This is a genomic window from Curtobacterium sp. VKM Ac-2887, assembly GCF_015350935.1.
In the GTDB taxonomy this organism is placed as follows: Bacteria; Actinomycetota; Actinomycetes; order Actinomycetales; family Microbacteriaceae; genus Curtobacterium.
On sequence record NZ_JADKSB010000006.1, the window covers coordinates 48,661 to 67,467 of the forward strand.

An 18,807-nucleotide genomic window follows, 5' to 3' on the forward strand; every position below is an offset into this window, starting at 1 on the left:
ACCTCCGTGGTCGTGTCGGGCGCTGCCGGTTCCAGACGTGCGGGACGCTCAGCCACCGGTCACCTCCATGATTCTGTTCCAGACGACGTCGCCGTCGGGGTCGAGCCCCTCGTCGACGGCGCGCTGACGGGTCTCGAGCACCGCCGCGTAGTCACGCGGCAGCACCTTGACGAAGTCGCTCAGGTCGCCGGACTCGAGCAGGTCGGACGCGAGCGTCGAACCGGTCTCCTCGGCGTGCCGGGTGAGCAGGTCGGTGACGATCTCGACGTCGGCGCTGTCGAGCGCCTCGAGTCGGAGTTCACCGGTCGCGAGGGCGTCGGTGTTGACGTGCTCCTCGCGCAGACCACGGACGTACGCGGTGCCGCCGGACATGCCGGCCCCGAGGTTCCGACCGGTCTCGCCCAGGATGAGCGCGAGCCCGCCCGTCATGTACTCGAGCGCGTGGTCGCCAACGCCCTCGACCACCGCGGTCGCCCCCGAGTTGCGCACCAGGAAGCGCTCGCCCACGATGCCACGGATGAACATGCTGCCCTGGGTCGCGCCGTAGCCGATCACGTTGCCGGCGATGACGTTCTCCGCCGGGTCGAAGCCCGAACCGGCGTCCGGCCGCACGATGATCTCGCCACCGGACAGGCCCTTGCCGACGTAGTCGTTGCTGTCGCCGATGAGGCGCAGGGTGATGCCGGCGGGCATGAACGCGCCGAGCGACTGTCCGGCGGAGCCGCGCAGCGTGACGTCGATCGAGCCGCTGGGCAGCCCGTGCTCGCCGTGCCGTTTGGTGACCTCGTGGCCGAGCATCGTGCCGACCGCGCGTTCGGTGTTGCGGATGGGCAGGTCGAGCGCGATCGAGCCGCCGTGGTCGAGCACGTCGGCGGTCTGCTGGATCAGCCCCACGTCGAAGTGCTGCTCGAGCTCGTGGTCCTGCTCGCGCTGGTGGCGACGCGGCTCGGCGTCCTCGAAGTGCGGACCCGCGAGGACCGGTGCGAGGTCGAGCCCTGACGCCTTCCAGTGCTCGAGGGCACGGTCGACGTCGAGGGCGTCGGACCGGCCGATCGCCTCGTCGAGGGTGCGGAAGCCGAGCTCGGCGAGGAGCTCGCGCACTTCCTGCGCGATGAACTCGAAGAAGTTCACGACGAACTCGGGCTTGCCGGAGAAGCGCTTGCGGAGCTCGGGGTTCTGCGTCGCGACCCCCACCGGACACGTGTCGAGGTGGCACACGCGCATCAGGATGCAGCCCTCGACGACGAGCGGAGCGGTGGCGAAGCCGTACTCCTCGGCGCCGAGCAGGGCTGCCACGACGACGTCGCGCCCGGTCTTCATCTGACCGTCGACCTGCACGACGACGCGGTCGCGCATGCCGTTCAGCATGAGCGTCTGCTGCGTCTCGGCGAGGCCGATCTCCCACGGGGTGCCGGCGTGCTTGAGCGAGTTGAGCGGGGACGCACCCGTGCCACCGTCGTGTCCGGACACGAGCACGACGTCGGCCAGGGCCTTCGTCACACCGGCCGCGACCGCGCCGATGCCGGACTGGCTCACGAGCTTCACGTGGACGCGTGCGGCCGGGTTGGCGCGCTTCACGTCGAAGATCAGCTGTTTGAGGTCCTCGATCGAGTAGATGTCGTGGTGCGGCGGCGGCGAGATGAGGCCGACGCCGGCGGTGGCGTGCCGGGTGCGGGCGACCCACGGGTACACCTTCTGCGGGGGCAGCTGGCCGCCCTCGCCGGGCTTCGCACCCTGCGCCATCTTCAGCTGGATGTCGGTGGCGTGGGTGAGGTACATGCTCGTCACGCCGAACCGCCCGGAGGCGACCTGCTTGATCGCGCTGCGGCGCTCGGGGTCGAGCAGCCGGTCGACGTCCTCGCCGCCCTCGCCCGTGTTCGAGCGACCACCGAGGCGGTTCATCGCGATCGCGAGCGTCTCGTGGGCTTCCTTCGAGATGGAGCCGTACGACATCGCGCCGGTGTTGAAGCGCTTGACGATCGACTCGATCGACTCGACCTCGTCGAGCGCGACGGGCTTCCGCGCCCCGTGCTTGAAGCGGAACAGCCCACGGAGCGTCATGAGCTCCTCGGACTGGTCGTCCACGGCGCTCGAGTACTCACGGAAGATGTCGTAGCGGCGGGCACGGGTGGCGTGCTGCAGCCGGAAGACGGTGTCCGGGTTGAACAGGTGCGGGGGGCCTTCGCGACGCCACTGGTACTCGCCGCCGGTCTGCAGCCGCTCGTGCGACAGGACCGCGCCGTCCTGCGGGTACGCCTGGGCGTGCCGCTCGGCGTTCTCCTTCGCGATGACGTCGATGTCGACCCCGCCGAGGATCGACGACGTGCCGGTGAAGTACTTGTCGACGAACTCCTGGCTGAGCCCCACGGCTTCGAACGCCTGGGCACCGGCGTAGCTCGAGACCGTCGAGATGCCCATCTTCGACATGATCTTCAGGACGCCCTTGCCGAGTGCCTTGATCACGTTCTTGACGGCCTGCTCCGGGGTGATCCCGGTGATCATGCCGGCACGGACCAGGTTCTCGCAGGTCTCCATCGCGAGGTACGGGTTGATCGCCGACGCGCCGTACCCGATGAGCGACGCCACGTGGTGGACCTCGCGCACGTCGCCGGCCTCGACGATCAGGCCGACCTTCATGCGCTGCTCGGTGCGGATCAGGTGGTGGTGCACGGCGGCGAGCAGCAACAGGCTCGGCACGGGCGCCTGCTCGGCGTTGCCGTCGCGGTCCGACAGCACGATGAACTGCTTGCCCGACTCGATCGCGGCGTCGACCTCGTCGCACACGGCGGCGATGCGCTTCTGCATCGCCTTCTTGCCGGCGTCGACGCGGTACAGGCCCTTGATCGTGACCGTCAGGTGCCGACCCGACTCCGTCTCGAAGTGCTGCACCTTGGCGAGCTGGTCGTTGTCGATCACCGGGAAGTCGAGCGTGATCTGCTTCGCGTGCTCGGGACCGGCCGACAGCAGGTTCCGCTCCGGACCGAGGCCCATGCCCATCGAGGTGATGACCTGCTCGCGGATCGAGTCGAGCGGCGGGTTCGTCACCTGGGCGAACTGCTGGGTGAAGTAGTCGAACAGCAGCCGGGGGCGCTGCGAGAGCACCGCGATCGGGGTGTCGGACCCCATCGCACCGAGGGGCTCCGCGCCCACCTGCGCCATCGGGCGGAGCAGGATGCGGACTTCCTCCTCGGTGTAGCCGAACGCACGCTGGCGGCGGGTGACCGATGCCGGGGTGTGCACGATGTGCTCGCGGTCGGGCAGGTCGTTGAGGTTGATGCGCCCCTCGTCGAGCCATTCGCCCCAGGGGCCGGAGGACGCCAGGCCCTGCTTGACCTCGTCGTCCTCGATGATGCGGCCGGCCTCGGTGTCCACCAGGAACATCCGGCCGGGGCGCAGACGGCCCTTGCGGACGACCTTCGCGGCGGGCACGTCGATGACACCGGTCTCCGACCCCATGACGATGAGCCCGTCGTCGGTGACGAGGAAGCGCCCGGGACGCAGCCCGTTGCGGTCGAGGGTCGCGCCGACGAGCGAGCCGTCGGTGAAGGTGATGGCGGCCGGACCGTCCCACGGCTCCATGAGCATCGAGTGGTACTCGTAGAACGCCCGCAGCTCCGGGTCCATCCCGACCTGGTTCTCCCAGGCCTCCGGCACCATCATCGACACCGCGTGCGGCAGCGTCCGGCCGGTCAGGGTCAGGAGCTCGAGCACCTCGTCGAACGACGCCGAGTCGCTCGCACCGGGGCTGACGATCGGCAGCAGCGGCGCGACGTCGCCGAGCAGTTCGCTCTCGAGCTGCGACTGGCGTGCGCGCATCCAGTTGCGGTTGCCGCGCACCGTGTTGATCTCACCGTTGTGCGCGATCGTCCGGAAGGGCTGCGCGAGCGGCCACGACGGGAACGTGTTGGTCGAGTAGCGCGAGTGCACGATCGCGAGCTTCGACGCGAAGCGCTCGTCGCTGAGGTCCGGGTAGAACGGCTCGAGCTGCAGCGTCGTGACCATGCCCTTGTAGACCATGGTGCGGCTCGACAGCGACATGAAGTACAGGTCGTTCGCGTGCTCGGCGCGCTTGCGCAGCCGGTAGGTCTGGCGGTCCAGGGCGATGCCGCTCCAGGACGCGCCGTGCACGTCGTGGCGCACCGAGGCGACGAACAGCTGCTCGAATGCGGGCATGGCCGCACGCGCCAGGGTGCCGAGCACCTCGGGGCGCACCGGGACCTCGCGCCAGCCGAGGACCTTGAGGCCCTCTTCGCGCGCCAGTCGTTCGACGGCGCCCTTGACGGCGTGCCGGTCGCCCTCGTCGGTCGGCAGGTAGGCCGTGCCGACCGCGTACTCCCCCGCCGCCGGCAGGTCGAACGGCACCACGGCGCGCAGGAACTCGTCCGGCACCTGGCACAGGATGCCCGCGCCGTCGCCCGTGCCGGCGTCCGAACCGACGGCACCGCGGTGCTCGAGGTTGCGGAGGGCGCCGAGTGCAGCGTCGACGATGTCGTGGCCGGGCGTCCCGCGCAGCGTCGCGACCATCGCGAGACCGCAGGCGTCCTTCTCGTTCGCCGGGTCGTACATGCCGGTGGCGTCGGGGACCGCCGAGAACCGACGGTGCGGCGGCACGAGGGACTTCGGTGCCGAGGGCTGGAGTGGCTGGAGCGCCATGGGGGAACCGTCCTCACGAGGAAGTGGAACAGGGACAGCGGTGGCCCGGTGGTGCGTTCCGCCCAGACGGGCGGGACTGGTGCCCGTGCCCCGCTTGTGGCGGGGAGGAGTGCTCCTAGGCGCGGTCAGTGGGAGTCGTGACCGCTCCGGAGCCCTGGGCGACGAGGCGTTCGTCGTCGTCCTCGTGCTCCGAGAAGGTGTCGTCGGAGTCTACATCGGACTTCGGACGCGGCTCGCGACCGGGCAGGTACGGGCTCGGCTCCTTGCCGGTGTGCCGACGGGTCTGCACGATGAAGATGACGATCCCGAGCAGGATGGCCGCGAACGACATCCAGACGTTCGTGCGGATGCCCGCGAAGGTCTCGCTGGTGTCGACGCGGATCGACTCGAGGAAGGACCGGCCGACGCCGTACCAGATCAGGTACAGGGCGAGGACCTTGCCCCACTGGAGCGTGAACTTGCGGTCGAGCAGCAGGATGACGACGACGCCCAGGACGTTCCAGATGATCTCGTAGAGGAACGTCGGGTGGAAGAGCGTGCCCTCGGGCAGGCCCTTCGGGAACGCGGCGTTCGTCGACTCGATCTGCAGGCCCCACGGCAGGCTGGTCGGCATGCCGAAGAGCTCGTGGTTGAAGTAGTTGCCGAGCCGACCGAACGCCTGTGCGAGCAGCACCCCGGGCACCACCGCATCGATGAACGACGTGAACCGCAGGCCGACCTGGCGGCAGCCGATCCAGGCGCCGACGGACCCGAGGATCAGGGCGCCGAAGATGGCGAGCCCGCCCTCCCAGATGTACAGGAAGGACAGCGGGTCGATGCCGGGGCCGAAGTAGTCCGACACGTGCGTGAACACGTGGAAGAGCCGGCCGCCGATGATGCCGGCGGGCACCGCCCAGATCGCGATGTCGATGATGATCCAACGCTCGACGCCGCGCGCGTTGAGGCGGCGGTTCGCGAGCAGGACCGCGGCGACGATCCCGAGCAGGATGCAGATCGCGTACGCGTGGATGCGGAAGTCGAGCGGCAGCGACCAACCGAACACGTCGCGCAGCCAGGCGGTCAGGTCGAAGTACTGCCAGGCGGTGCTCGGGCTCGGGATGCTCAGGAGGGGCATGGAGGAACGGTCGCCTTTCGGAACTGACGGGGCGCGGTGTCGACGTGTCGTCGGCCCCGCTCACTGTAGCGCGGGTCGTGGGCCCGCCAGGAACTGGACTAGGAGCGGCGGGCGCCGGTGGTGAGGTCGGCCGCGCGGTCGGCGACCCCCTGCACCCCGAGGTCGGCCAGTGCGCGGACGAACGCCGAGCCGACGATCGCGCCGTCGGCGTACTCCAGGACCTCGGCGACCTGCTCGGCCGTCGAGATGCCGAGGCCCACGCAGGTGCGCGCGACGCCGGCGCCACGGAGCCGCGACACCACGGTGCGTGCAGCGACGTCGACGCCGGCCCGTGCTCCGGTGACGCCCATCGTCGAGACGGCGTAGACGAACCCGCGGCTCGCCTGCACCGCCTGCTGCATCCGGGCGTCGGACGAGGACGGTGCCGCGAGGAACACGCGGTCCAGGCCGGTCCGTTCCGACGAGGCCATCCACTCGGCGGCTTCGTCCGGGATCAGGTCGGGCGTGATGAGGCCCGCGGCTCCGGCGGCGACGAGGTCGTCGGCGAAGCGGTCCACGCCGTAGCGGAGGACCGGGTTCCAGTACGTCATCACGAGCACCGGCACGTCGGCGCGCTCGGTGATCTGGTGCACGGCGTCGAAGACCTGCGCGACCCGGAAGCCGTTCGCCAGGCTCTCCTCGGCCGCACGCTGGATGACCGGGCCGTCCATGACGGGGTCGGAGTACGGCAGGCCGAGCTCGATGACGTCCACGCCGTTCTCGGCGAGGGCGACGGCAGCGTCGACGCTGGTCTGCACGTCGGGGTACCCGGCGGGCAGGTAGCCGACGACGGCCCCGGCACGCTCGGCGTTGGCGGTGTCGATCGTCGTGGCGACGGTCTGGTTCGTGGTCACAGCTGCACCGCATTCTCGTCGAGGATGCCGAAGTAGCGACTGGCGGACGCCACGTCCTTGTCACCACGGCCGGACAGGTTCACGAGCACGACCCCCTCGGGGCCGAGCTCCTTGCCGAGCTTCATCGCACCCGCGAGCGCGTGCGCCGACTCGATCGCCGGGATGATGCCCTCGGTCTGGCTGAGCAGCCGGAACGCCTCCATCGCCTCGGTGTCGGTGATCGGCGCGTACTGTGCGCGACCGATCGACGCCAGGTAGGCGTGCTCCGGCCCGACGCTCGGGTAGTCGAGCCCGGCGGAGATGCTGTGGCTCTCGATGGTCTGGCCGTCCTCGTCCTGCATCAGGTAGGACTTCGCGCCCTGCAGGACGCCCTCGCGACCGAGCGTGATGCTCGCAGCGTGCCGACCGGTCTCGACGCCGTCGCCACCGGCCTCGAAGCCGTGCAGCGCGACGGACTCGTCGTCGAGGAACGCCTCGAAGATGCCCATCGCGTTCGAGCCGCCACCGACGCACGCGGCGACGGCGTCGGGGAGACGCCCGACGCGGTCGAGGACCTGCTGGCGCGCCTCTTCACCGATCACCTTGTGGAACTCGCGCACCATCTCGGGGAACGGGTGCGGGCCGGCGACCGTGCCGAGCAGGTAGTGGGTCGAGTCGACGTTCGCCACCCAGTCACGCAGGGCCTCGTTGATGGCGTCCTTCAGCGTGCGCGACCCGGTCTCGACCGGGATCACCTCGGCGCCGAGCAGGCGCATCCGGGCGACGTTGAGCGCCTGCCGCTCGGTGTCGACGGCGCCCATGTACACGACGCAGTCCATGCCGAACAGCGCCGCGGCGGTCGCCGTGGCCACGCCGTGCTGGCCGGCACCGGTCTCCGCGATGAGGCGGGTCTTGCCGAGCCGACGGGCCACGAGCGCCTGACCGAGCACGTTGTTGATCTTGTGCGACCCGGTGTGGTTCAGGTCCTCGCGCTTCAGGATCACGCGGGCACCACCGGCGTGCTTCGCGAACCGCGGCACCTCGGTGATGATCGACGGACGACCGGTGTAGTCGCGCTGGAGCTCGTCGAGCTCGGCACGGAAGGCCGGGTCCGCCCAGGCCGTGCGGAAGGCTGCCTCGAGCTCGTCGAGCGCCAGGACGAGCGACTCGGGGACGAAGCGTCCGCCGAAGTCACCGAAGTACGGGCCGTGCAGGTCGCGGAGTGAGGTCACGATGGGTCTTCCCGGGACGAGTCCGACGCGACCGGCGGTGCCGATGGTCGGACGGGTGGAACGTTCAGCCGCGGTCGGCGGCCTCGATGAACGACGCGAGGGTGGTGGCGGGGTCGGCACCCGTGACGAGCGCTTCCCCGACCAGGACGACGTCGGCACCCGCTGCGCGGTAGTGGGCGACGTCGGCGGGACCTGCGACGGCGGACTCGGCGACGCGCACGACCCCGTCGGGGATGCGGTCGGCGAGCGACCCGAAGAGGTCGCGATCGAGCGAGAAGTCGGTGAGGTCGCGCGCGTTGACGCCGAGGATCCGCGCACCGGCGTCGAGGCCACGGGAGACCTCGTCGGCGGAGTGCGCCTCGACCAGCACGCGCATGTGGAGCTCTTCGGCCAGCGTGTGGAGCTCGACCAGCTGCTGCTGCTCGAGCGCGGCCACGATGAGCAGCACGACGTCGGCGCCGGCAGCTCGGGCCTCGACGACCTGGTACGGGTCGGCGATGAAGTCCTTGCGCAGCACGGGGATGCCCACGCGGGCCTTGACGGCTTCGAGGTCGGCGAGACTGCCGAGGAACTTGCGCCCCTCGGTCAGGACGCTGATCGTCGACGCGCCACCGCGCTCGTAGTCGGCAGCGAGGGCGGCCGGGTCCTCGATGGGGGCCATCGAGCCACGGGACGGGCTGGCGCGCTTGACCTCGGCGAGGATCTTCACCCGGTCGCCCGGGGCGAGGAACGCGAGGGCGTCGAGCGGCGACGCCACCCGGTCGAGGTCGCGTTCGACGTCCGAGTACGGGCGGTCGACACGACGGGCGGCGGCGTCCTCGAGCGCGCCCGCGACGAGGGTCTCGAGCACGTTCGGCATGCGAGTCCTACTCGGCGTGGTGCTTGGCGACGTACTTCGGGCCGTTCACGCCGTAGCCGGCCTTGGCCATGACCGCGCCGATGACCAGACCGATGACGACGACGGCAGCGGAGACCCAGACGCCCCACGGCTGGTCGAACCAGAAGAACAGCGTGCCTGCCGCGAATCCGATCAGCATGATCACGACGGCGGTCCAGGCGGCCGGCGAGTGGCCTTCGCCGAGTTCTGCGGGCTCAGTGTTGCTCACGGTGCTCCTCGTTCTGCTCCGGCGTCGTCGGTCGACCGACGCCCATCCGATCCTACCGTGCCGTCGGTCGGGTCGACCCCAGCACTGAGGTCGTCCCAGTCCACGACGGCGTCGCGCACGACCGGGGCTGCGGCGCGGGCGTCGGCGGCGGCTCCCGCGGTCGCCGCGCCGTACTTCCGGCTCGGACCGGGCCACGCACGCTGCACCACGATGACGACGACACCGAGCAGGACGGCCAGGACCCCACCGGCGATGCCGACGGCCGGCCAGAGCGACACGTCGACGCCGGACACGACGCGGCGCACGGCGGTCAGGTCGCTGACCCCGGCCACCGCGCCGACGGCACCCTTCGCCGCGGCGACCGGGTCACCGAGTGCGGTGATGCCGCTGACCACGACGCCGAGTCCGAGCAGGATCTCGACGCACGCGAGCACGATGCGCAGCACCCGGCCGGCGATGGTCATCGCGAGGAACAGGGCCAGGCTCGCGATCGCCAGGGCGGTGTACTGCGGCACGACCGCGGCCCCGTCGGCGTCGACCGTCGAGGTGACTGCCGCACCGGCGTGCAGGTCCACGGTGAACCAGGTCTGCGTCCACGCGAGCATGATGATGCCGGCGACGAGCAGTCCGGCGACGACGACGATCGGGCGCGAGCGCTTCACGAGCGCACCTCGCGCATCCGGTTCGCCGTGGCCACGGCCCGCAGGGGTGCCGCCGCCTTGTTGATGGTCTCCTCGTGCTCGGTGGCCGGGTCGGAGTCCGCCACCAGGCCGGCACCGGCCTGCACCCGTGCCACGCCGTCCTTGATCAGGGCGGTGCGGATCGCGATCGCGATGTCCGCGTCACCGGCGAAGTCGAAGTAGCCGACGACACCGGCGTAGGCACCGCGCTTCGCCGGCTCGAGCTCGTCGATGATCTCCAGCGCGCGGGGCTTCGGCGCACCGGACAGGGTGCCGGCCGGGAACGTCGCCCGGAACACGTCGATGGCGGACATCCCCGGACGCACCGCACCCTCGACGCTCGACACCAGGTGCATGATGTGACTGAAGCGCTCGACCGTCATGAACTCGGTGACCGCGACGGTACCGGGCTCGCAGACCTTCTGCAGGTCGTTGCGGGCCAGGTCGACGAGCATCAGGTGCTCGGCGCGTTCCTTCGGGTCGTCGAGCAGGTCGTCGCCGAAGCGGACGTCCTCTTCCGGGGTCGCACCACGTGGACGCGACCCGGCGATCGGGTGCGTGATGGCGCGGCCGGACTGCACCTTCACCAGGGCCTCCGGCGAGGCGCCGACGATCCAGTACCGCTCGTCGGCGGTGTCCGCCAGGGCCAGGAAGTACATGTACGGACTCGGGTTCAACGTCCGGAGGACCCGGTACACGTCGAGCGGGTCGGCGGTCACCTCGTGGTCGAAGCGCTGCGAGATCACGACCTGGAACACGTCGCCGTCGCGGATGAACTCCTTCGAGCGCTCCACCGCGGCCATGTACTCGTCCGGCGTGGAACGGTGCGTCGGCGTCGGCTCGGCGATCTCGAACGCCTCGGCGACGGTCGCGTCGCTCGGCTGGACGAGGTCGGCCTGCAGGCGGTCGAGGCGGCGCTGCGCGTCGGACCAGAGCGTGTCGGCGTCGTCGGTGCCGTCGTTCAGCACGCTCGCGACGAGCAGGACGAGCCCCGTGCGGTGGTCGAGCGCGACGAGCTCGGAGACGAAGGACAGTGCCTGTCCGGGCACGTCGAAGTCGGCCGGCGGCACGTTCGGCAGGTGCTCGAGCTGGCGCACGGCCTCCCACCCGATGAACCCGACCGTCCCGCCGACGAGCGGCGGGGAGCCGGGCACCCGCGGGGTGGCCCAGCGCTCGTGCAGGCGTGCCAGGACCTCGAGCGGTTCGCCGTCGAGTGAGCCGACCGCACGTTCGGCGTCGATGCCGGTGTCGATCCAGGCGGCACGGTCGCCCTCCTGCGTGAGGACGCCGAAGCTGCGCACACCGACGAACGACCAGCGCGACCAGAGGCCGCCCTGGCCCGCGGACTCCAGCAGGAACGACCCGGGCCGGCCGTCGGCGAGCTTCCGGTAGACACCCACCGGCGTCTCGCTGTCGGCGTAGAGCGCGCGCACCACCGGGACGACGCGGTGGTCGCTCAGCAGGGCGTCGAACTCCGGCCGGGAGGTCGTGTGCGGCGCATCGGAGATCGTCGCGGTCGTCATCGGGTCGCCTCCACTGCCGTGTCGGCCGGGGCAGACATGGTCGCGTCCGTCGGCGCCGACGCCGCTGTGCCGGTCGGGGCTGACGCCGTCGTGGGCGCGAGCGGATCGACGTCGAAGCAGCGGTGCGCCCCGGTGTGGCACGCGGCACCGACCTGCTGCACGGTGACGAGCAGGGTGTCGGCGTCGCAGTCGAACGCCGCGTCGCGCACGTACTGCGCGTGCCCCGACGTGTCGCCCTTCCGCCAGTACTCGTTCCGCGACCGCGACCAGAAGGTCACGCGCCCCTCGGTGAGGGTGCGGCGGAGCGCTTCCCGGTCCATGTACCCGAGCATGAGGACGTCCTTCGACGACTCCTCTTGCACGATGGCGGGGAGCAGCCCGTCCGCACCGAAACGTGCGCGGTCGAGGACCGCGTCGGTGTCGGTGCTGGTGCTGTCGGTCATGAGACTCCTAGCCTACGGCGGCGGATCAGCGGGCGGCGGCGGTTCAGCGGACGGCGTGGCCGGTCGCGCGCAGCGCGGCCTTGACGTCGCCCACCGTCATCTCGCCACGGTGGAAGACGGACGCGGCGAGGAGGGCATCCGCACCCGCGTCGACGGCGGGGGCGAAGTGGTCGACCCGACCCGCGCCTCCCGAGGCGATGACCGGGACCCGCGCGACCGACCGCACCGCGGCGACGAGCTCGAGGTCGAACCCGTTCTTCGTACCGTCCGCGTCGATGGAGTTGACGAGCAGCTCCCCCGCACCCCGCTCGACGGCGTCGCGCGCCCACGCGATCGCGTCGATGTCGGTCTCCGTGCGGCCGCCGTGCGTGGTGACCACGAAGCCGGACGCGGTCCGGTCGGAGCGCTTGACGTCGAGCGACAGCACCACGGCCTGCGCGCCGAACCGGTCGGCGATCTCGCCGACGAGGTCGGGCCGGGCGATCGCGGCGCTGTTCACGCCGATCTTGTCCGCGCCGCACTGCTGCAGGCGGGACACGTCGTCGACGGAACGGACGCCACCACCCACCGTGAGCGGGATGAAGACCTGCTCGGCGGTGCGGGTGACCGTGTCGTACATCGTGGCGCGGTTCTCGACCGTGGCACCGACGTCGAGGAAGGTCAGCTCGTCGGCGCCCTGCTCGTAGTAGCGCGCGGCGAGCTCGACCGGGTCACCGGCGTCCTGCAGGTCGAGGAAGTTCACGCCCTTGACGACCCGGCCGGCCTTGACGTCGAGGCACGGGATGACGCGGACGGCCACGCCGCCCGGCGCCGTGGCTGCCGCGGTCACAGCCGGGCCGCGTGGATCGGGCTGACGAGGATGGCGCGGGCACCGAGGTCGTACAGGGCGTCCATGATGAGGTTCGCGTCGTCGCGCGGGATCATCACGCGCACCGCGGACCAGTCGCGGCCGTGCAGCGGCGAGACCGTCGGCGACTCGATGCCGGAGGCGACGGCCGTCGCCTGCTCGAGCAGCGCGGTGGGGATGTCGTAGTCGAGCATGACGTAGCCGCGGGCGACGAGCACGCCCTGCAGTCGACGGCGGAGCACGTCGATGCCCGGGATCGTCTCGTCGGTCGACACCAGCAGCGCGGTCGACTCGAGGATGACCGGACCGAAGATCTCGAGGCCGGCCTGCCGCAGCGTGCTGCCCGTCGACACCACGTCGGCCACGGCGTCGGCGACACCGAGACGCACCGCGCTCTCGACCGCCCCGTCGAGCTTGACGAGCGTCGCCGTCACCCCGTGGCGGGCGAGGAAGTCGCCGACCAGGCCCGGGTAGCTCGTGGCGACGCGGACGCCGTCGAGGTCCTGCAGGGTGCTGTACCTGCCGGGCGCGCCGGCGAAGCGGAAGGTGGAGTCGGCGAAGCCGAGCGCGTCGACCTCGTGCGCCTCGGAACCGGAGTCGAGCAGCAGGTCGCGGCCGGTGATCCCGACGTCGAGTGCGCCGGAGCCGACGTAGGTCGCGATGTCCCGCGGGCGGAGGAAGAAGAACTCGACGCCGTTGCGCTCGTCGAGCAGGTGCAGCGCCTTCGGGTCGCGGCGACCGGCGTACCCGGCCTCGCGCAGCATGTCGGACGCGGTCTCGGACAGGGAACCCTTGTTGGGCACGGCGATGCGGAGCATCAGGGAGTCTGCTTTCTGGTCGGGGTCGTGGCGGATCGAGGTCGGTGCACGGGCAGTGCCCGAGCGCGCCCTACAGATGTCGCCAGATGTCCGCCGGGGACAGCCCCTTCGCCACCATGAGGACCTGCAGGTGGTACACGAGCTGCGAGATCTCCTCCGAGGTGCGCTCGTCGCCCTCGTACTCGGCCGCCATCCAGACCTCGGCCGCTTCTTCCACGATCTTCTTGCCGATCTGGTGCACGCCGGCGTCCAGTTCGGCGACGGTGCCGGAGCCCTCGGGGCGCGTGCGCGCCTTCTCGGTGAGCTCCTGGAACAGGTCGTCGAACGTCTTCACGCGGTCCAGGCTACCGGTCTCCGCTGACGCTGCCGACGTACCGTCCGGACGGGTCGCGCTCATGCCCGCGCCCGCGCGGCCGCTTCGCGCAGGTCCGTGATCCGCGCGGCGGGCTCACCGCCGTACACGGCCGACCCGGCGACGAGCGTGTCGGCGCCGCTGCGCACGGCCTCGGGCACGGTGTCCACCGAGATGCCGCCGTCGACCTCGAGCCACACGTCGAGTCCCGAGGCGTCGACCGCCGCACGGGCGTCGGCGAGCTTCGGCATCACGGACGGCATGAACGACTGCCCGCCGAAGCCGGGCTCGACGGTCATGAGCAGGATCATGTCGTAGGCGTCGAGATGGTGCAGCACCTGCGTGATCGGGGTGCCCGGCTTCACCGCGACGGCCGCGCGGGCGCCGTTCGAGCGGATCGCGGCGGCCGTGGCCACGGGGTCGTCCGCGGCCTCGAAGTGGAACGTCACGCTCGACGCACCGGTCTCGGCGTACTTCGGTGCGTTGACGTCGGCGTCGGTGAGCATGAGATGGACGTCGAGCGGCACCGGGGAGACCTGCTGCAGGCGCTCGACGATCGGCAGCCCGAGCGTCAGGTTCGGCACGAAGTGGTTGTCCATCACGTCGACGTGCACCAGGTCGGCGGTCTCGATGCGGTGGAGTTCACGCTCGAGGTTCGCGAAGTCGGCGGACAGGATGCTCGGCGAGATGCGGATCGTCACCGGGCAAGCCTACCGGCGCGTGTGCGCCGGACCGCTCCGCGGCGACGTCAGCGGGCGCCGACGACCCGGGTGCCGAGCTCCGAGCCGAGCATCGTCCCGAGCGCGGCGTCGACGAGCCGCTCGCCCTGCGCCCGGTCGATCCGGCGCGAGACGACCAGCGTGGCGATCCCCTGCATGGTCGCCGCGAACAGGAGCTTGAAGAGGAGTCGGGCGTCTGCACCGTCGTCGCCTGCCGCCGCGGTTCCCACGGCACCCTCGAGCACCGCGAACAGCGACTCCGCGGCCGCCTGCACCGGCCCGGGGCGGCCGGTCGTCTTCGCCTGGAACATGAGGTCCATCAGCGCGGCGTCGTCGATCGCGAAGTCCACGTACGCCAGGGCGACCCGGCGGAACCGGTCCTCCAGCCCGTCGGCACCGGACAACGCCCGGCGCACGGCAGCGGTCAGGCGGTCGAAGCCGAGTTCGGCGAGGGCGTCGAGGAGTGCCTGACGATCGACGAAGTGACTCCGGGGGGCGCCGTGACTGACCCCGGCACGCCGGGCGAGGTCGCGGAGCGAGAGTCCGTCGACCCCGGACTCCCGCAGCACCGCGACGGCCTCGTCGAGCAGCACCGCCCGCAGGTTCCCGTGGTGGAAGGGCCGCTCGGTCATGAGGACATCTTAAACCCGAACTAGGCATTGACTATTTTATAGGCGACGCCTACTTTGACCAGATGCCTGCAGATCAGACCCTCCTCGTGTTCGGCGCGACCGGCCAGACCGGCCAGCACTTCACCCGGCTCGCGCTCGACGCCGGTCATCGCGTCCGCGCCGTCGTCCGGACGCCGTCGAAGCTGGCCGTCCAGCACGACGACCTGCAGGTCGTGCAGGGCTCGGTCACCGACGACCTCGACCTCGACGCACTGCTCGACGGCGTGACGGGCGTGGTCGTGATGCTCGGGGACGTCGCCGCGCAACGCGAGCGACCTGTCAACACGCAGTTCGTCCGCGCCCTCGTGCCGGCCATGCGCCGGAACGGCACCCGGCGCCTGCTGTACCAGGCCGGCGGGCTGAGCGCCCCGCCCGGCAAGCGGCTCGCCCCCGTGCTCCGCGTCGTCCGGTCGACGCTCGCGCGGGACTACCTCGGCCAGCACGCGGACAACGAGGCGGTCATGCGCTACCTCGACGCCGAAGCGCAGGACATCGCCTGGACCGTCCACCGGGCCGGTATCGGCTCGGACGGTCCCACGAAGGGCGAGCTCCGCCGGTCGGCGCGGTGGATCAGCATCGGCACGTTCCGGGACTGCGCCGCGTACAACCTGCGGGCGCTGTTCGACGACACGGCCGTGCACACGTGCGACGGCAGCGCCTACCGGCGCGCGGCTTGAACGCCGGGCGACCCGCTCAGCCGACGCGACGGAACAACGCGATGAACATCGCATCCGTGCCGACCCGGTGCGGCCACAGCTGCGCCGTGTTGCCGTCCGCGATCTGCGGGTCGCGCGCGGCGACCCCCCGGACGATCGTCGCGGTGTCGAGCTGCTCGAGGACTCCCCCGTGCCGCCCCATCAGCGCGTCGACCTGCCCGCGCGTCTCGGCCAGGTGCGGCGAGCACGTGACGTACGCGAGCGTCCCGCCCGGTGCGAGCACCCGGACCGCGGCGTCGAGCAGCTCGGTCTGCAGGGCCGCGAGCTCCTGGACGTCCTCGGGGGTCTTCCGCCAGCGTGCTTCCGGACGCCGGCGCAGGGCGCCGAGGCCGGTGCACGGCGCGTCGAGCAGGATGCGGTCGAAGGTCATCCCGGTGCCGTCGCGGCCGTAGCGCCGGGCGTCGCCCTCGACGACGCGGACGTGGTCGCCGAACACCCCGAGGGCGTTCCGAACGAGTCCGGCACGCGCCGGCACGAGTTCGTTCGCGACGAGGGTCGCGCCGCCCTGCTGCGCCTCGGCGGCGAGCAGCGCGGCCTTGCCGCCGGGGCCGGCGCACATGTCGAGCCAGCGCTCGCCCTCGCGGACCTCGGACGACCGGCTCAGCGCGAGGGCGGCGAGCTGCGAGCCCTCGTCCTGCACGCGCAGGCGCCCGGCAGCGACGCCCGGCACGCGCGCGGGGTCACCGGAGATGCCCCGGATCCCGACGGGCGAGACCGGCAGGGCGTCGGCGGCCGGCACGGGGTCGGCGGTCCGGACGGGAGGCACGGTGCCGGTCGCGCCGTCGGCCTCCGGTTCGTCGTCGGCGGGCACCAGGGTCGCCGGCACGTCCGCCGCGCCGGTCGCGTCGGCGAACGCGGCATCGGCGTCTGCGTCGTCGTCGTCGGGCACCGTGCGCGTGGTCGCGGTGGCGATGTCCTCGTCGGTGGCGAGCCCGGGCAGCGCCGCGAGCTGCACCCGGGGCGCGGCGTTGTCGGCGGCGAGCAGGGCGGCGAGCTCGTCGCGGGAGCGTTCGGCGGCGAGGGCGTCGCGCAGTGCCGAGACGACCCAGACCGGGTGCGACCACCGCGTGGCGAGCAGGGCGTCGCCACCACGGCCCTCGGTGATCTGCGCGTCCCACTCGTCGTCGGTGCGCGCGGCGATCTTGCGCATCACGGCGTTCACGAAGCCGGTGGCACGGCGGGCACCGACCTCGCGGGCGAGCTCGACCGTGGCGTCGACCGCGGCGTGCGTCGGGGTGCGCATGGCGAGCAGCTGGTGGGCGCCGAGCCGCATCACGTCGAGGACGTCGGCCTCGATGTTCTCCGGCCGACGACCCGACGCCAGCGCGATGATGACGTCGTAGCGACCGAGCATCCGGATCGAGCCGTAGGTGAGCTCGGTGGCGAACGCGGCGTCGCGCGCGGTGAGGCCGGCACGACGGATGCGTGTCGGCAGCAGCAGGTTCGCGTACGCGTCGTCGACCTGCACGGCGCGGAGCACGTCGAACGCGACACGACGGGCGTTCGCGGGACGGGGACCGCGGCGGGCGCCCCGGGTGTTCGTCGGCTGGCTCATGCGAGGACCTTCCCGTCCAGTTCGCCCAGGCCACGGGCCCAGGCTGCGGCGTCCATCGCCTTCTTGCCGGCCGGCTGCACCTCGAGCAGCGCCAGCGGAGTGTCACCGGTCCCGACCAGCAGCCGACCGCCGTGGAGTGCCAGCGCACCGGGCGCGAGCTGCGGGGCGGGGTCCGCGGGGCCTCCTGTCAGACGGTTGCTGCGGAGCAGCTTCACGCGGGTCTCGCCGAGGTGGGCGTACGCGCCGGGCTCGGGGGTGACCCCGCGCAGACGGGCGTGCACGACCGCCGCCGGAGCGTCGAAGTCGATGCGCCCGTCGTCGATGGTCGTCTTCGGCGCGAGCGTCGGCTCGCCGGTCTGCTCGGTCGCGACGGCCGTGCCGGCGGCGATGGCGTCGACCACCCGGGCGACGGTCTCGGCACCGGACTCCGCCATGGCGGCGAGGACCTCGCCGGCGGTCGCCTCCGGGTCGATCTCGAACGGGTCCGCCGCGAACACCGGGCCGGCGTCGAGCGCCTCGACGAGCTGGAAGACCGACGCGGCGGTGCGGGTGTCCCCCGCCATCACGGCCCGCTGGACCGGCGCGGCGCCGCGGTACGCCGGCAGGTCGGAGAAGTGCAGGTTGACCCAGCCGAGGCGCGGGGCGTCGAGCGCGGGACGGCGGAGCAACGCGCCGTAGGCGACGATGACACCGAGGTCGACGTCGAGCGCAGCGATGCGCGCGGTGACGTCGTCGTCGACGCGGCTCGCCTCGATGACGGGCAGCCCGAGCTCCGCGGCGACCTGCGCGACCGGCGTCGGCGTCAGCACGCGCTTCCGGCCCTGCGGTGTCGGCGGACGCGTGAGGACCGCGGCGATCTCGTGGTCGGACGCCGCCAGACGGCGGAGGGTGGGGACGGCCGCAGCGGGGCTGCCGGCGACGACGAGACGCATGGGTTCGATCCTCCCACGCGCGCGCTCGGTGGACTGACCCGAACCGGGCCCGCGCCGGGTGGGTACGGTCTGCGGCACAGTACGAGAGGGGTTCCCATGTCCGACGTCACCACGTCCACCGACCGCTTCGCAGGGTCCAGCATCCAGAAGGTCGCGCTGCTCGTCGGCGTCGTGTTCCTGCTCGTCGGCATCGCCGGGTTCGTGCCCGGGCTGACGTCCGGCTCGCTCGCGGGTGCCGGCCACGGGTCGATGGCGATGCTGCTCGGGGTCTTCCAGGTGTCGGTGCTGCACAACGTCGTGCACCTGCTGTTCGGGGTCGTCGGGGTGCTCGCGGCGGGGTACGCCACCGGGTCGCGGATGTACCTGGTGCTCGGCGGGGTCGTCTACTTCGTGCTCTGGGTCTACGGGCTGTTCACCGCCGGGCACTCGTTCGGCGCGAACTTCGTGCCGCTGAACTGGGCGGACAACTGGCTGCACCTCGTGCTCGCGGTCGGGATGGTCGCGCTCGGCGTGGTGTTCCCGCGCGTCGGCGGGCGGGCCGTGCGCGCCTGACGCTGCTGCGCGGCGGACTCGT

18 protein-coding genes are annotated in these 18,807 nt (G+C 71.7%); 2 read left to right on the top strand and 16 right to left on the bottom strand.

Annotated elements, in window-relative coordinates; translation table 11 throughout:
* Positions 1–48 precede the first annotated feature (48 nt).
* The 14 genes from gltB to ITJ69_RS08615 form a co-directional block, all read right to left on the bottom strand.
* Complete coding sequence (gene gltB / locus ITJ69_RS08550) at positions 49–4,566, bottom strand: glutamate synthase large subunit (protein ID WP_194672618.1); 4,518 nt, start codon at positions 4,564–4,566, stop codon at positions 49–51.
* 202 nt (positions 4,567–4,768) lie between these two features.
* The gene (gene lgt / locus ITJ69_RS08555; protein ID WP_123294331.1) at positions 4,769–5,767 is read right to left on the bottom strand and encodes a prolipoprotein diacylglyceryl transferase; all 999 of its coding nucleotides are present in this window, start codon (positions 5,765–5,767) and stop codon (positions 4,769–4,771) included.
* Between the two features lie 98 nt (positions 5,768–5,865).
* Complete coding sequence (gene trpA / locus ITJ69_RS08560; RefSeq protein ID WP_194672554.1) at positions 5,866–6,660, bottom strand: tryptophan synthase subunit alpha; 795 nt, start codon at positions 6,658–6,660, stop codon at positions 5,866–5,868.
* The gene (gene trpB, locus ITJ69_RS08565; RefSeq protein ID WP_123294329.1) at positions 6,657–7,871 is read right to left on the bottom strand and encodes a tryptophan synthase subunit beta; all 1,215 of its coding nucleotides are present in this window, start codon (positions 7,869–7,871) and stop codon (positions 6,657–6,659) included. Before trpB ends, trpA begins: the two co-directional genes overlap by 4 nt.
* A gap of 64 nt (positions 7,872–7,935) precedes the next feature.
* A complete protein-coding gene (gene trpC, locus ITJ69_RS08570; protein ID WP_194672619.1) occupies positions 7,936–8,721 on the bottom strand; it encodes an indole-3-glycerol phosphate synthase TrpC in 786 nt (261 codons plus the stop codon).
* A gap of 16 nt (positions 8,722–8,737) precedes the next feature.
* The gene (locus tag ITJ69_RS08575; RefSeq protein WP_159571188.1) at positions 8,738–8,977 is read right to left on the bottom strand and encodes an HGxxPAAW family protein; all 240 of its coding nucleotides are present in this window, start codon (positions 8,975–8,977) and stop codon (positions 8,738–8,740) included.
* Positions 8,974–9,639: a Trp biosynthesis-associated membrane protein gene (locus ITJ69_RS08580; RefSeq protein ID WP_123339700.1), complete on the bottom strand. Its 666-nt coding sequence runs from the start codon at positions 9,637–9,639 to the stop codon at positions 8,974–8,976. The genes ITJ69_RS08575 and ITJ69_RS08580 overlap by 4 nt, the downstream gene beginning before the upstream one ends.
* Complete coding sequence (locus ITJ69_RS08585; RefSeq protein ID WP_194672555.1) at positions 9,636–11,180, bottom strand: anthranilate synthase component I; 1,545 nt, start codon at positions 11,178–11,180, stop codon at positions 9,636–9,638. Before ITJ69_RS08585 ends, ITJ69_RS08580 begins: the two co-directional genes overlap by 4 nt.
* On the bottom strand, positions 11,177–11,623 hold the full coding sequence (hisI, locus tag ITJ69_RS08590) for a phosphoribosyl-AMP cyclohydrolase (RefSeq protein WP_131879622.1): 447 nt from the start codon (positions 11,621–11,623) through the stop codon (positions 11,177–11,179). The genes ITJ69_RS08585 and hisI overlap by 4 nt, the downstream gene beginning before the upstream one ends.
* Positions 11,624–11,666: 43 nt before the next feature.
* Positions 11,667–12,452 carry an imidazole glycerol phosphate synthase subunit HisF gene (hisF, locus tag ITJ69_RS08595; protein ID WP_323743070.1) on the bottom strand — a complete coding sequence of 262 codons (786 nt, stop codon included), beginning with the start codon at positions 12,450–12,452 and terminating at the stop codon, positions 11,667–11,669.
* A complete protein-coding gene (gene hisG, locus ITJ69_RS08600) occupies positions 12,449–13,288 on the bottom strand; it encodes an ATP phosphoribosyltransferase (protein WP_194672556.1) in 840 nt (279 codons plus the stop codon). Before hisG ends, hisF begins: the two co-directional genes overlap by 4 nt.
* 70 nt (positions 13,289–13,358) lie before the next feature.
* A complete protein-coding gene (locus ITJ69_RS08605) occupies positions 13,359–13,622 on the bottom strand; it encodes a phosphoribosyl-ATP diphosphatase (RefSeq protein WP_111084162.1) in 264 nt (87 codons plus the stop codon).
* Positions 13,623–13,681: 59 nt separating this feature from the next.
* A complete protein-coding gene (gene rpe, locus ITJ69_RS08610; RefSeq protein WP_194647834.1) occupies positions 13,682–14,341 on the bottom strand; it encodes a ribulose-phosphate 3-epimerase in 660 nt (219 codons plus the stop codon).
* Between the two features lie 47 nt (positions 14,342–14,388).
* Complete coding sequence (locus tag ITJ69_RS08615; protein WP_194672557.1) at positions 14,389–14,991, bottom strand: TetR/AcrR family transcriptional regulator; 603 nt, start codon at positions 14,989–14,991, stop codon at positions 14,389–14,391.
* A gap of 62 nt (positions 14,992–15,053) precedes the next feature.
* On the opposite strand from ITJ69_RS08615, the gene ITJ69_RS08620 reads away from it, so the two are divergent.
* Entirely contained in the window at positions 15,054–15,707 is a 654-nt protein-coding gene (locus tag ITJ69_RS08620) for an NAD(P)-dependent oxidoreductase (protein WP_111083923.1), read from the top strand.
* 16 nt (positions 15,708–15,723) lie between these two features.
* On the opposite strand, the gene ITJ69_RS08625 is transcribed toward ITJ69_RS08620, so the two are convergent.
* Both ITJ69_RS08625 and ITJ69_RS08630 read right to left on the bottom strand, forming a co-directional pair.
* Complete coding sequence (locus ITJ69_RS08625) at positions 15,724–17,301, bottom strand: RsmB/NOP family class I SAM-dependent RNA methyltransferase (RefSeq protein WP_228505232.1); 1,578 nt, start codon at positions 17,299–17,301, stop codon at positions 15,724–15,726.
* Positions 17,298–18,233: a methionyl-tRNA formyltransferase gene (locus ITJ69_RS08630; protein ID WP_123937801.1), complete on the bottom strand. Its 936-nt coding sequence runs from the start codon at positions 18,231–18,233 to the stop codon at positions 17,298–17,300. The genes ITJ69_RS08625 and ITJ69_RS08630 overlap by 4 nt, the downstream gene beginning before the upstream one ends.
* Before the next feature lie 96 nt (positions 18,234–18,329).
* On the opposite strand from ITJ69_RS08630, the gene ITJ69_RS08635 reads away from it, so the two are divergent.
* The gene (locus tag ITJ69_RS08635; RefSeq protein ID WP_123339707.1) at positions 18,330–18,785 is read left to right on the top strand and encodes a DUF4383 domain-containing protein; all 456 of its coding nucleotides are present in this window, start codon (positions 18,330–18,332) and stop codon (positions 18,783–18,785) included.
* Positions 18,786–18,807: the final 22 nt, after the last annotated feature.